The 13,610-nt window shown below is 68.7% G+C and carries 8 protein-coding genes and 2 pseudogenes; 4 read left to right on the top strand and 6 right to left on the bottom strand.

The window, feature by feature from the left end; genetic code table 11:
- Positions 1–234: pseudogene (locus CV1CTNOD_RS18490) on the top strand (malic enzyme-like protein); the annotation flags it as partial.
- A gap of 82 nt (positions 235–316) precedes the next feature.
- On the opposite strand, the gene CV1CTNOD_RS18495 reads toward CV1CTNOD_RS18490, so the two are convergent.
- From CV1CTNOD_RS18495 to CV1CTNOD_RS18505, 3 genes are all read right to left on the bottom strand, one after another.
- Positions 317–1,819, bottom strand: coding sequence for a DHA2 family efflux MFS transporter permease subunit (locus tag CV1CTNOD_RS18495; RefSeq protein WP_131787279.1), 1,503 nt, complete (start codon positions 1,817–1,819; stop codon positions 317–319).
- Between the two features lie 153 nt (positions 1,820–1,972).
- Positions 1,973–2,461 (bottom strand): MarR family winged helix-turn-helix transcriptional regulator, encoded by a 489-nt coding sequence (locus CV1CTNOD_RS18500; RefSeq protein ID WP_131787280.1) that lies wholly within the window; start codon positions 2,459–2,461, stop codon positions 1,973–1,975.
- A 127-nt stretch (positions 2,462–2,588) separates the two neighbouring features.
- Entirely contained in the window at positions 2,589–3,650 is a 1,062-nt protein-coding gene (locus CV1CTNOD_RS18505) for a substrate-binding domain-containing protein (RefSeq protein WP_165485617.1), read from the bottom strand.
- A gap of 404 nt (positions 3,651–4,054) precedes the next feature.
- Between CV1CTNOD_RS18505 and pstS the strand changes: the two genes are divergently transcribed.
- Positions 4,055–5,242, top strand: coding sequence for a phosphate ABC transporter substrate-binding protein PstS (gene pstS, locus CV1CTNOD_RS18510; RefSeq protein WP_165485618.1), 1,188 nt, complete (start codon positions 4,055–4,057; stop codon positions 5,240–5,242).
- 74 nt (positions 5,243–5,316) lie between these two features.
- Here the strand turns inward: pstS and CV1CTNOD_RS18515 are convergent, their stop codons facing one another.
- The gene (locus tag CV1CTNOD_RS18515) at positions 5,317–5,889 is read right to left on the bottom strand and encodes a TetR/AcrR family transcriptional regulator (protein ID WP_131787283.1); all 573 of its coding nucleotides are present in this window, start codon (positions 5,887–5,889) and stop codon (positions 5,317–5,319) included.
- A gap of 8 nt (positions 5,890–5,897) precedes the next feature.
- Between CV1CTNOD_RS18515 and CV1CTNOD_RS27950 the strand changes: the two are divergent.
- A pseudogene (locus CV1CTNOD_RS27950) lies at positions 5,898–6,189 on the top strand (DoxX family protein); the annotation flags it as partial.
- 34 nt (positions 6,190–6,223) lie between these two features.
- Here CV1CTNOD_RS27950 and CV1CTNOD_RS18525 read toward each other — a convergent pair.
- Positions 6,224–6,460, bottom strand: coding sequence for a hypothetical protein (locus CV1CTNOD_RS18525; protein ID WP_131768173.1), 237 nt, complete (start codon positions 6,458–6,460; stop codon positions 6,224–6,226).
- A gap of 76 nt (positions 6,461–6,536) precedes the next feature.
- On the bottom strand, positions 6,537–9,017 hold the full coding sequence (locus CV1CTNOD_RS18530; RefSeq protein WP_131787284.1) for a SpoIIE family protein phosphatase: 2,481 nt from the start codon (positions 9,015–9,017) through the stop codon (positions 6,537–6,539).
- A gap of 252 nt (positions 9,018–9,269) precedes the next feature.
- Here CV1CTNOD_RS18530 and hrpA point away from each other — a divergent pair, with 252 nt between their 5' ends.
- A complete protein-coding gene (hrpA, locus tag CV1CTNOD_RS18535; protein WP_431607139.1) occupies positions 9,270–13,442 on the top strand; it encodes an ATP-dependent RNA helicase HrpA in 4,173 nt (1,390 codons plus the stop codon).
- Positions 13,443–13,610: the final 168 nt, after the last annotated feature.

A 13,610-nucleotide genomic window follows, 5' to 3' on the forward strand; every position in this document is an offset into this window, starting at 1 on the left:
CCACCACCCCTCGCCGCCGCCACGACGGCTCCCCGTCCCCTGCACGCCCTCCCCGGCCTGCTCACCGCGGCGATCGCCACCCAACAGCAGATCACCCCCGCGGCACGCCTGGCCGCCGTGGAAGCGCTGACCGCACACACCCAGCCCGGGGCCCTCCTGCCTCCACTTGACCACCCAGGCCTCACCCCGGCCGTGGCCGCCGCCGCCTCCCGCGCTCTGACCGGGGCTGTATAGCCGCGTAAGAGCGCCCCGGGACAGGGCCTTAATAGAGCTTTTACAGGGCTTTATAGAGGGGACGGGGACCTTCGATCGCTGGCTACTCGGCGGCGGTCACACCCTCGAAGTAGGTGATGTCCGTGGTCGGCGGCTCGCTGGCAACCACGGGTTCGCGTGCTGCCGTGGCCTGCGGGCGCAGCACGGTGACCGCGATGAGGACGGCGACGGCGAGGAAAACGGCAGAGACGCCGAACGCGAGGTGGTAGCCACCGGTCAGGGCCGAGGCGGTGCTGTCTCCATCCGCGACCAGGTGGTCGGTGCGCGATGCCGACAGCGTCGCCAGAATCGCGAGGCCGAGCGCACCGCCGGCCTGGAGCGTCGTGTTGACCAGGCCGGAGGCGAGCCCGGAGTCGGCGGGTGTGGCATCGGACATGGCGAGTGTCATCAGTGCTGGGAAGGACAGGCCGGCGCCGATGCCGAGCAGCAGCATCGCCGGAAGGACGTTCGCGAGGTAGCTACCGTCCACGGGCACACGAGTGATCAACGCGAGCCCGCCCACGCCGAGAGCCAGACCCGGCAACAGTACGGCACGCGCGCCGAAACGCATGTTCAGCCGTGCGGAGAAACCGAGTGAGAGCATCCCGATCCCCAACGAGACCGGCAGGAACGCCAGGCCTGTCTGCACCGGGTCGTAGCCGAGCACCCGCTGCAGGTACAGGGCGCCCAGGAAGAACATCCCGAACATGCCGGCCACCATCAGGATCTGGATGAGGTTGGCCCCCAGGACGTTGCGTGACCGGAAGATGCGCAGCGGCAGGAGGGGGTTACTCGCGTTCGCCTGACGCACGACGAACGCGGCGAGCAGGGCGATCGCGACGGCGCCGAAACCGAGTGTGTGCGCCGAGGCCCAACCGTGGTCGGCCGCCGCGACAATCGTGTAGACACCGAGCATCAGCGCCGAGGTGACGAGAAAGGCGCCCGCGATGTCGGCTCCCGCGCGCAGCCCGATCCCGCGTTCGGCCTCGAGCAGGCGGACGGCCAGCACGGCGGTCACGATCCCCAGGGGTACGTTCACGAAGAAGATCCAGTGCCAGTTGATGGCCTGGGTGAGAACACCGCCGACGAGCAGGCCGATCGAGGCGCCGGCAGAAGCGACGAAGCTGTAGACGCCGATGGCCTTGGCCTGCTCCCGCGGCTCCGGGAACATCGTCACGATCATGCCCAGGATCACGGCGGAGGCCATGGCGCCGCCGACGCCCTGGACGAACCGCGCGACGATCAGCATCTCCCGGCTCCCGGACACGCCGCACAGCAGGGATGCCACGGTGAACATGCTCAGGCCGGCCATGAAGACGCGCTTGCGGCCGATCAGGTCGCCGAGCCGGCCGGCCAGGAGCAACAGGCCCGCGAAGGCGATCAGATAGGCGTTGACGACCCAGGCAAGGCTTGACTGGGAGAAGCCGAGGTCGTTCTGGATGGCCGGCAACGCCACGTTCACGATCGTCCCGTCCAGAATGATCATTAGCATCCCGATACAGAGGACGACAAGCGCCGGCCAGCGCGAGTCGCTGGCCCGGGTGGCCGATGCAGTGGGCTCGGTCATGTGGTCGCCTCCTAGTGACCTGGGGACTTGGGCCTCCGGCAGCGCGCAAAAAGCATGATCGCGCTGCCTTCGACGCGCTGGGCTCGTGAGCATCAGACGCGACCGTACCAGATAGTTTTGTTCGAGAAGATTTATTTCGTAACGAAACCAGGGCTAGGGAACTCGGGGCGCGCGCCGCCGTACCGGCCGCTCACAGTGCACCGGAGTGGACAGCCGGCCCTGGACAAGCCGCACGAGCCCGTCGACGAAGGCCTCGCGCTCACGGGCCGGGAGCGCCGCGAGCACGTCGTCGCAGATGCGGGCCACGATCTCGTGGGCCTGGGCGACCGTCCGCTTACCCTCCTCGGTGACCCAGACGATGCGGGCCCGGCGGTCCGTGCTCGACGGCCGTCGCTGCACGAACCCCGCCTTCTCAAGCTCGTCGATCGTCACGACCATCGTGGTCTTGTCGAGGGCGCACAGCTCGGCCACCTGGCTCTGGGTCAGATCACACGACATCGCCCTGGACAGGACGCAATGGCCGCGCGGTGAGATACCGAGCTCAGTCAGACCGGCTGTCATCTCGGTGGTCAGCGCGTGGCTTGCCTGTGACAGGAGGAAGGCGAGGTCCGCGACAGACGCTGCCCGCGTGCTGGTGGCCATGGAGCAAGCGTAGCAATATACATCCACAACAAGATCATTTTTTTGCTGGAACGGCTGGCCGTGCCGGCCTCACGCCAACCTCACAGCAACCTCCCATCGATCCGCGAGACATGGCCGTCGCATGCGATCATCGAGCGGGTAACGGCATGGAGTTCCAGACCTGGGTGAGCCGGCTGAGGGTGGCACCGTCCGTCGCCGGCAGGAGGTCGGTGACGCCGTCCGGTCGCAACCCGTTGGCGGGGACGAACGGAGCACCCTCGGTCCCCAGACCCGAGCGGAACGCCTGGCTGACCAGCCATGTCTGCGAGTCCGGCTCGCGCAGAAAGCGGAGAAAGCCCGCGGCGGCCGCGCGCGACCCGGCCGGAGCGTCCCCCGGGTGCAACAGCAGGTATGGATGGTCCGACACGGGTGTTCCGTCCGCAGGGTAGACGGCGGTCAGCGGGATCGCCGGTTTGCCCTGGTTGTACCGCCAGACCTCCTGCTCGCTCATGACGAACATCGACGGGTGGCCGACCGCGGCGGAGGACTGATCCGCCTCCCCTGCCCTCGGCAGGCTCTGGAGCAACGACACGGTGTCCGATCCCGTCCGGCTGACTCGTGAGCGTAGCTTCCGCAGGGCGCTCACCACCGACGGCTGGTTCACCACGGCAGCGGGCAGGTAGTCCTCCTGGCCGAGGCCACGGGTGGCGCCTGTCCAGGCGATGAGCGCCTCGAGCGCAGGGGTGGAACGGGCCGGGTCGGCAACCGCGAGCCGTATCGGCCCCCACTCCGGGTGCCCGAAGGCAGCCCACCCCCGATCATCGCCCAGCACATGCAGAACATCCGCCCAACTGAGCGGATGCTGCGACCAGTGGAGAGCATCGACCATGCGGGCAGGCAGGGCGAGGACCAGCGGCGAGTAGGCCAGCGGTGGTCCGGTGCGCGCGGCAACGTCACCGAGCCCGCTATCCGGCCGGGTAGCATCTGGCGGCGCGGCGTCGAGAAGCCGCGACCACAGCGAACTGTCGGGAATCCACACGTCCGGGCGCAGCCCGTAACGTACGCTGTCCCACCCGGCGGCCAGGGCCACGGCTACGGTCGCCGGCTCGCGCGCCTGGACCCGGATGGCCGTGCACCCCCGGCCGGGACCGGCGGCGTAGCGGCTGGCGAGGGTGGAGACCGCCTCGGCGATGTCGCCGGAAGCGACCACGAGGAGCCGATCCGCCGAACACGCCGTATCGGCCGGTTTCGATCGCAGGTTGCCTACCAGCAAACCGCCCAAAGCCACCAGCACGGTAACCAGTGGGACAGCCAGTATTCGATACGAAAGCCGACCGGCCCACTGATGAGCGTGGCGAGTCCCGTCGGTGTGGATCCCTTGAGCGTGGTGAGCGGGTCGGACGCAGTGGGATGATGTGCGCCGCATGCCGCGAACAATAACCGCTCCCGACGACAGCTCCCCACTCAGCCACGTGTACTCCGCTGCGCTTCACTCGCGTTCACTTCCAATTTGCCGGCTGTCCACACGGACGGCGACGTCAGGTTTCCAGACCGCTGCAACCATCCACATTCGCGTATCCCATATACAGGAGAATGAAAGCCGGGGGGCGGGACGTGTCCACAGCGCGGCGCACGCAGCCGCGGCGCACGCAGCGTCGCCTGCCCACGTGCAGACGACGGTCGCCGCTACGGGTGATAGTCGCTCAGTTTCTCGCCGTGGTCTGCCTGAGCCTGGCAGCCTGCTCAGCAGGCGGGCCGGACAATGCCGCCGACATCAGCCCGGACTCGCAGTGCGCCACGGGGAAGCTGACAGGTGCGGGCGCCACCTTCCAGAAGAACCTCCAAGCTCGGTGGATCAATGACTTCACCACCCGCTGCTACGACGCCCATGTGACGTACGACTCGATCGGATCGGGCGAGGGCATTCAACGGTTCATCGCCGGCAGCGTGGATTTCGCCGGTTCCGACACCGTCATGACAGAACAGGAACAACAAACGGCCAACAAACGCTGCACCACGCCGGGAGCGGGCACGGCGGCCGGTTCGGCCCCGCCCGGCCGGGCGTTGCACATTCCCGCCGCGGGCGGCGCTCTCGTGTTCGTCTACAATCTGCCGGACGTGAATACCCTGCGCCTGTCTCCGTCGACGACCGCGGGCATCTTCCAGGGCGAGATAACCAGTTGGAACGACCGGCGGATAGCGGCGGACAATCCCGGCGCCACCCTCCCCGTGATGCCGATACGCCCCGTGCACCGCCAGGACTCCTCAGGATCGACCGACGTCTTCTCCCGGTACCTCAGTGCGGCGGCGGGAGCGTCATGGCACCTCGGGATCGGCAAGGAACTGCCCTGGCCGGGCGGAACCGCAGCCAAGGGCTCGGACGCGGTGACGGCCAGCGTCATGCGCGACCCGGGCAGCATCACCTACGTGGAACTGTCCTTCGCCGCCGAGCAGGGTCTGCCGACGGCGGCGCTGCGGACCACCTCCGGTACATACGTCAAGGCCAACGGCATCAGCGTCGCCGCGGCGCTGGCCTCGGCCACCTCCTCACCGAGGCAACCGGGCTACGGGGACCTTCGACTCCAGATCAACTACACGCCGGACGACCCACTCGCCTACCCGGCATCCGCGGTCACATACACGATCGTCTGCGCGCAGGGGAACGGCAACGCCGAGCTCCTGCGCAGCTACCTCGCCTACACCCTTACCCAGGGGCAGTTGAGCACCCGGACGATCGGCTACGCTCCCCTGCCCGACCTGGTCCTATCGGAGGCCCGTCGGCTCACGGCGGCCCTTGGCTGACCGTGGCTGGCATGCGTCCGCACCGCCGCTGCCCCACCCGGTCGCTCCCACCCGCAACCGGCGCGGGTGTCGGGTCAGCCCGTTTCGAACAGCAGGCGCAGCACGGGCCGGGCTGCTGCCTCGAGGTCATCCCCCACCTCTTCCGGGAGAGCACCGCCGAGCCACAGGGTCGCGAAGCCGTGCGCGATCGACCAGGCCGCCAGTCCTGCCTGGCGGGGAATGTCTCCCGTAGTGGCGCCGGGCAGCATGGCAAGCCCTGATCGCAGGGAGTCACCAGCGTGTTGTCGCGCCTGCAGGAGCCGCGGGTCCGCCGGGTGGTAGAGCTCCGGACGAAACATCACCTCGAAGTAGGCACGGTGGTCGACCGCGAAACGGACATACGCCACACCGATCTCCAACAGGTCCCCGGTACGCCCCTCAGCCGCGACGAGTGCGTCGGCGAGCAGGTCGAAGCCCTCGGTCGCGACAGCTGTGAGCAACCCCGCCTTGTCCCGGAAGTGATGGACGGGCGCTGCGTGGGAGACACCCGCGCGGCGGGCCAGGTCACGCAGGCTCAGCTTCGCCGGCCCGGCCTCCGTCAGCGCCTGCACCGCCGCCGTCAACAGCACCCTGCGCAGATCCCCATGGTGGTAGGGCTTACCAGACATGATCTTCATCTCTGGTCGCGATGGTCCCTCCCACCCTGCCCAGACCCGATCTTCTGGTCACCGTCATCGGAGTGCTCGAGCTGGCCGGCGCCGCGGGACTGCTGATACCGGCCACCGCCCCCCCTGGCGGCCACGGGCCTCGCCCTGCTCATGGTGGCGATGTTCCCGGCCAACCACTCGGCCGCCCGGCGCGGGCTGACCCTCGGCGGAAAGCCGGTCACGCCCCTGCCGCTGCGCACCGTGCTTCAGGTTCTCTTCGTCACCGCCGCGCTCAGCGTCGCCGCCGGCGGGTTCTCCTAGGACGGCCCCGTCCGCAGGCAGGGTTCGTCAGGATTCACCGGCGCCGCCCCGGGTTGTTCACCCACCGGTCGGGGTCGACTCCGCCGAGCCAGCGGTCGATGTCGGCGCGCCACCAGACACGGGTGCCACCCCAGGTCGCGGTACGGTTCACCACCGCGGCCGGAGCAGGCGCGCGAGGGTCGGTCCGTAGCCGATGGTCGACAGCCTGACGGGTCACGCCCAGTGCGGCTGCGATGTCGGAGGAACCCACGAGCTGCGGTGAATCGCACACGGAAACGGACGATAACCCGTCAGGTGGGCCGCGCGACAGAGCCCGGGACCGGGCGCTACAGACCACAACCCATCCGCTAGACGGGAGCGTCCCAGCCGTCGTCCCGGCTCGGAAGGGCCATGCCGAACGAACGCAGGGGCTGCTCAGCCCATATGGTCTTGCCTCTGGGCGTGTACCTGGCACCCCACCGTTGGGTGAACTGCGCCACGAGGAACAGGCCCCGGCCCCCTTCGTCGGTGGTACGGGAGTGCCGCAGGCGCGGAGACGTGCTGCTGCCGTCGGACACCTCGCAGATCAGCGTGCGGTCACGGATGAGGCGCAGCCGGATCGGTTCGGTGGCGTATCGGATCGCGTTCGTGACCAGCTCGCTGACGATGAGTTCAGTGGTCAGCACCTCCTCGTCACAGCCCCATGTGACCAGCTGCCGTGCCGCGTAGGCGCGGGCAAGCGCCACCACGGCCGGATCGACGGGCAGGTCCCAGGAGGCGACCCGCTCCGCCCGCAGGGCATGGGTACGCGCGAGCAGGAAGGCGACGTCGTCCTCGGGACGGTCGGGCAGCAGAGCCTGGATCACCCTGTCCCGGATCTCCTCCAACGGCCGGTCCGCGCGGCCCAGCGCCACACGCAGCCGGCTGAGGCCGGCGTCGACGTCGCTGTCACGGCCCTCGACCAGGCCGTCGGTGTACAAGGCCAGCAGGCTGCCCTCCACCAGTTCCAGCTCGACGGACTCGAACGGCAGGCCGCCCAGGCCCAGCGGCGGGCCCCCGGGCAGGTCGAGGAAGTCCACCGTCCCACCGGGACTGACGACCGCGGGCGGGGGATGGCCGGCCCGGGCCAGTGTGCAGCGCCGGCTGACCGGGTCGTACACCGCGAAGATGCAGGTGGCTCCCAGCACGGCGGCACCGACGTTGCCCGCGGCGCTCTCCTCCTCCTCGTCGGCGAGCCGGATGACCAGATCATCCAGGTGCGCCAGCAACTCGTCGGGAGGAAGATCGAGACCCGCCAGGGTGTGCACGGCGGTACGCAGCCGCCCCATGGTCGCCGCCGCGTGCAGCCCGTGGCCCACGACGTCCCCGACGACCAGGCCCACGCGGGCACCCGACAGCGGGATCACGTCGAACCAGTCCCCGCCCACGCCCGCGCTCTCGTCCGCGGGCCGGTAGTGTGACGCCACCTCCACGGCGGTCTGTCCGGGCAGACTGTGCGGCAGGAGGCTGCGCTGCAAGGCCAGGGCCGCGGCATGTTCCCGGGTGTAGCGGCGGGCGTTGTCGACCCACACTGCGGCCCGGGAGACGAATTCCTCCGCGATCAGCAGGTCGTCCTCCTCGAACGGATCCGGACGCATCTGCCGGACGAACGTGGCCACCCCCATGATGACGCCGCGGGTACGGATCGGAACCACCATCAGCGAGCGGAGCCCGAACTCACGGATCTTCGCGAGACGGAGCTTGTCCTGCGTGATCCACGGGTTCGTCGCGAAATCCAGCACCGGTTCCAGAATGGACTTGCCGTCGATCAGACAGCGAGCGGCGAGAAACGACGGCTGGACGACGTCCCCGGTTTCCGCGATCGACTCCGGGCATCCCGGTGTCACCGACTGCTGCCCCGCCCGTCGAATACGGGACGTGTCGGTGACGGGTTGCGCCGGTTCCTCACCCCACAGAATCGACTCCAGCAGATCGACGACGACGAAGTCGGCGAGGCGCGGCACCGCCACATCCGCCAGGTCCTGAGCGATACGCATGACGTCGAGGCTGCCGCCGATGCGTGCGCTGGCGTCGTTGAGCAGAGCCAGCCGCTGCTGCGCACGCCAGCGGTCGGTGACGTCGACGACGATGTAGCACACCCCCAGGACCTGCCCGGCCGAGTCGTCCAGCCGGAAAAAAGACGTGGAGTAGGCATGCTCCCGATAGGGATCAGCAGCGGTCCGGCCGCGGTACTCGAAATTCATCACCGGTACCCCGGTCTTGAGTACCTCGCGCATCCGTTCTTCGATCCGCTCGGCGGGCAAGCCCGGCAGCAGATCGCTCAGCCGCCGGCCGAGGCGCTTGTCCCGGGGCACGCCGCCGGAACGCGCCAGCGCGTTGTTCAGCCACATGTACCGCAGATCTTCGTCCAGCAGGGCCATGCCGATCGGCGACTGGGCGAGCATGCCTGCCAGCATCGACTGATCCGCCATCCACCAGGGCATCTGCGCATCGTCGGAAGCGAGCACGAGCCAGCTCGAACCGTTGTCCGGGTCGAGCATGGGGCAGATTCGCGCGTGCAGGTCCACGCGGTGACCGTCCGCGTGGACGGTTGGCAGCCGCCCGCCCCAACTGCCGTCGGCACGGCATCGCTCGACCTCGGCACGTACCGCCGCAGCATCCGCCGACCGGTGGAGCAGGGACGTGGCCGGACGGCCGAGCACGTCCCCGGCGGCATAGCCGATCATCAGCTCGGCGACCCGGCTCCACCTGACCACCGTGCCCCGCCGATCGAGGACCGCGCTGGCCACCGGCGGCAGCCCGAACGAGTCGATGCGAGCCGTGACGTCCGTTGTCCCGCGTATATCCATCGCCCGACGTCCTACCCACGCCGGACCGTCTTATTTGGCCCCTCCGGGTGATCCGGGGATGGGGCCTCCGGCAGCGCGTCGACGACGATCGCGCCGCCTTCGGCCCTGCGTGACCAAGCAGCGCCACCGGAACCGATCTGCGTGATAGTAGGTCATGACACCGGGAATGCCCGGCGGCCGGCGGACGCTTGACCTTCCGGCTGGTACCCGTGCCCCCTTGCCCGCTCTCCGTACTCTGTTGGACGCTGCCTTCTGATGCCTCCGCTCGCTGACCTGGCCGAACGCCTGCCCTATCTGATGGTTCGTGACCAGCACCGCCTGCAACGCCGTGTCGACGGCGCGCGCAGGATACCCAATCCCCAGGCTCGTGCGGCGGTGGTCGCCGAGATCGCCGCCGATGTCGAAGCGGCCGCGCTGCGCGTACAGCGGCGGCTCGCGACCATGCCGCAGATCACCTATCCCCCGGACCTGCCGGTCAGTCAGAAGAAGGACGAGATCCTCACCGCGATCCGTGACCACCAGGTCGTGATCCTCGCCGGCGAGACCGGTTCCGGAAAGACGACGCAACTGCCGAAGATCTGCCTGGAGCTCGGCCGGGGTGTGCGCGGGCTGATCGGTCACACCCAACCGCGACGCCTGGCCGCACGCGCGGTGGCCGAACGCATCGCCCAGGAACTCGACGGTCCGGACGGCCGGCCGGGCGCCGCCGTCGGCTACAAGGTGCGGTTCACCGACGAGGTCGGCGGCAACAGCCTGATCAAGCTGATGACGGACGGCATCCTGCTGGCCGAGATCCAGACCGATCGGCTGCTGTGCCAGTACGACACGCTGATCATCGACGAAGCCCACGAACGCAGCCTCAACATCGACTTCATCCTCGGCTACCTGCGACAGCTCCTGCCACGCCGGCCCGACCTGAAGGTGATCATCACCTCGGCGACGATCGACCCACAGCGCTTCTCCCGCCATTTCGGGGACACGCCGGTGATCGAGGTCACTGGCCGCACCTTTCCGGTGGAGGTCCGCTATCGGCCGCTGGTCGTGGAAGCCGGCACCAATCTCGAAGCCGGCATCGACACCGGTCTTGAGACAGGCACCGGGACCGGCACCGACAGCACTCCGGGCACGGTGATCGAACGCGACCTGCCGGAAGCGATCACATCCGCGGTGGACGAGCTGTGTGCGGCGGGGCCCGGCGACATCCTGGTTTTCCTCAGCGGTGAGCGGGAGATCCGGGACACCGCCGACCTCCTGGCGAAGAAGCAACTGCCGGGCACCGAGATCGTGCCGTTGTACGCGCGGCTGTCAGCCGCCGAACAGCACCGGGTGTTCCAGCCCCACACCGGACGCCGAATCGTGCTCGCCACCAACGTCGCAGAGACGTCGTTGACGGTTCCGGGCATCAGGTATGTGGTCGACCCGGGTCTGGCGCGCATTTCCCGTTACAGCAACCGGACAAAGGTCCAGCGGCTGCCGATCGAGGCTGTCTCGCAGGCGTCCGCGAACCAGCGTAAGGGACGTTGCGGGCGGGTCGCCGACGGCATCTGCATCCGGCTGTACTCCGAGGACGACTTCACCGCGCGCCCGGAATTCACCGATCCGGAGATCCTGCGTACCAACCTCGCCTCGGTCATCCTGCAGATGACCGCGCTGGGTCTGGGCGACATAGGGGACTTTCCCTTCATCGACCCCCCCGACTCGCGCAGTGTCTCCGACGGTGTGCTCCTGCTGCAGGAGCTCGGCGCCTTCGAGACGGGACCGCCGGGAAAGACCGGCAAAACCGGTAAGGCGGCCGGGAACGGTAAGGCTGACAGGAACGGTAGGGCAGCCGGGAAGGATGATGCCGACGAGAACGGTGAGAACGGCGCTGGCGGCGGGGCTGGCGGAACCGGTCGGGTCGCCGGACCCGCGCGCACCGATGGGCGTACGTGGCTGACACCGCTGGGACGCAAACTGGCGCAGCTGCCCCTCGACCCCCGGCTGGCTCGCATGGTGCTGGCGGCCGACGGCAACGGGTGCGTCCGCGAGGTCATGGTCATCACGGCCGCGCTGTCCATCCAGGATCCGCGGGAACGTCCCGTCGACGCCCAGCAGGCCGCCGCGGAGAAACACGGGCGCTTCACCGACAAGCAGTCCGACTTCCTCACCTATCTCAACCTGTGGGAATATCTGCGGGAACAGCAGAAGCAGTTGTCGGGCAACCAGTTCCGCAAGCTGTGCCGGGCCGACTTCCTGAACTACCTGCGGGTACGGGAGTGGCAGGACGTCTACAGCCAGTTGCACCAGGTCGTGAAAAGTCTCGGGATATCCGTCAACAGCACACCGGGTGACCCGCGGAACATTCACGTGTCGCTGCTCGCAGGCCTGCTGTCCCACATCGGCCTCAAGGATGCCGACAAGCAGGAGTACCAGGGGGCGCGAAACACCCGGTTCGCGGTCTTCCCGGGGTCGGCGCTGTTCAGGAAGCCGCCGCGCTGGCTGGTGGCCGCCGAGCTCGTCGAAACGTCCCGATTGTGGGCACGGACCGTCGCGCGTATCGAACCGGAATGGGCCGAGGTGCTCGCGCCGCACCTGGTGAAGCGCACCTACAGTGAACCGCACTGGGAGAAGAACCGGGCCGCCGTGGTCGCCTTCGAGAAGGTGACGCTGTACGGGCTGCCGCTGGTGGCCTCCCGCCGGGTCAACTATTCCGCGGTCGACCCCGCCCTGTGCCGGGATCTGTTCATCCGCCACGCCCTGGTGGAGGGCGACTGGCAGACGCACCACGCGTTCTTCCACGACAACCGCAGGCTGCTCGACGACGTCGAGGAACTCGAACACCGGGCGCGTCGGCGCGACATCCTCGTCGACGACGAAACCCTGTTCGATTTCTACGACCAGCGGATCCCGGCCGACGTCGTCTCCGGCCGTCATTTCGACAGCTGGTGGAAGAAGGCCCGCCGGTCCCGGCCGGACCTGCTCGCGTTCTCCGCGTCCATGCTCGTCAAAGCCGGCGCGGACGGTGTCGACGAGCGCGACTACCCCGACGTCTGGCAGCACGGAGAGCTTGCGCTGGCGCTGTCCTACCAGTTCGAGCCCGGCACGGACGCCGACGGTGTGACCGTGCGCATCCCGCTGCCCCTGCTCAACCAGGTGACCGGTGAGGGCTTCGACTGGCAGGTGCCGGGCCTGCGGGCGGAACTGGTGACCGCGCTGATCCGCTCGCTGCCCAAGCAGGTGCGGCGCAGCTTCGTGCCCGCGCCCGACTACGCCGCGCGGGTACTGGAGACGGTGACCCCGGCGGATGGGCCGCTGCTCGCCGTGCTGGAACGCGAACTCGACCATCTCACCGGCGTGGCGGTGCCGCGGGAGTCCTGGCAGCTCGACCGGGTACCCGACCATCTGAAGATCACATTTCGGGTGGTGGACGAGGAGCAGGACACCCTCGCCGAAGGCAAGGACCTGGCCGCGCTCACCCGCCAGCTGGCGCCGACGATGCGCGAGGCGGTCTGCGTCGTGGCCGACGGTGTCGAGCGCGAGGGCCTGCTGACCTGGGACTTCGGGCCGCTCGCGCAGATCGTGGAACAGCAGCGACCGGGCCGGCCGGTACGGGCGTATCCCGCGCTGGTGGACCAGACGCGCAGCGTGGCGATCCGCGTGTTCACCACCGAGGCCGAAGCACGGCACGCCATGTGGCTTGGTACCCGGCGCCTGCTGCTGCTGAACGCGCCGTCCCCGATCAAACAGATCAACGCGCGCCTGAACAACAAGGCCAAGCTGACGCTCAGCCATCACCCGTACCGCGACGTCGCGGATCTGCTCGACGACTGCGTCGCCTGCGCCGCCGACAAGCTGATTTCGCAGTGCGGCGGGCCTGTGTGGGATCCCGACGGGTTCGCCAAGCTGCGTGGAATCGTCCACGCCGACCTGGACGAGACCGCGCTCGACGTGGTGACAAAGGTGGAGCGCATCCTCGCCACGGCGCACACGGTCTCCGGACAGCTGGCCGAACGGCAACCGCAATCCCAATCACGGACAGCGGAACGACGACTGAAGACAACCGCCGGCCTCGCGCTGGTACCGGCGTTGAGCGACATCCGCTCCCAGCTGTCGGGGCTGGTGTATCAGGGCTTCGTCAGCGCCAGCGGCTGGCAGCGGCTACCCGACGTCGCCCGCTATCTCAGCGCGATCGAGCGTCGGCTGGAGAAACTCCCGCTCGATCCGGACCGCGACCGGGAACGCATGCGCCAGGTCGAGCAGGTGACGCTGGAATACCAGCGGATGCTCGACCGGACGCCGCCGGGCAGCCCGCACGGCGAGGAACTCGAGCGGATCCGCTGGATGATCGAGGAACTGCGCGTCGGCCTGTTCGCCCAGACCCTGCGCACGGCGTACCCGGTGTCGGTGGAGCGGATCTTCCGTGCGATGGACCAGCTGACCCTCTGATCGCGGTCGGGCAGGCCAGGAATTACCGACCTACTCGACCGGTTGGCTGCAGATGGGGTGGGGTCTGCCGCGTCCGCAGGACACCGGAGCCGGTGCCGCGAGGGCCGGTGCCGCACCGTCTCGATCTCAGCCGTCCCGATCTCACTCGATCTCACAGGAGAGTGGAGC

Origin of the sequence: Protofrankia symbiont of Coriaria ruscifolia (assembly GCF_900634745.1) — a bacterium.
Classification (GTDB): domain Bacteria; phylum Actinomycetota; class Actinomycetes; order Frankiales; family Frankiaceae; genus Protofrankia; species Protofrankia californiensis.

Bases quoted from the DNA above. Each gene is read 5' to 3' on its own strand.
- CV1CTNOD_RS18495 (WP_131787279.1), bottom strand. From the start codon at position 1,819: ATGACCGAGCCCACTGCATCGGCCACCCGGGCCAGCGACTCGCGCTGG.
- CV1CTNOD_RS18500 (WP_131787280.1), bottom strand. From the start codon at position 2,461: ATGGCCACCAGCACGCGGGCAGCGTCTGTCGCGGACCTCGCCTTCCTC.
- CV1CTNOD_RS18515 (WP_131787283.1), bottom strand. From the start codon at position 5,889: ATGTCTGGTAAGCCCTACCACCATGGGGATCTGCGCAGGGTGCTGTTG.
- CV1CTNOD_RS18530 (WP_131787284.1), bottom strand. From the start codon at position 9,017: ATGGATATACGCGGGACAACGGACGTCACGGCTCGCATCGACTCGTTC.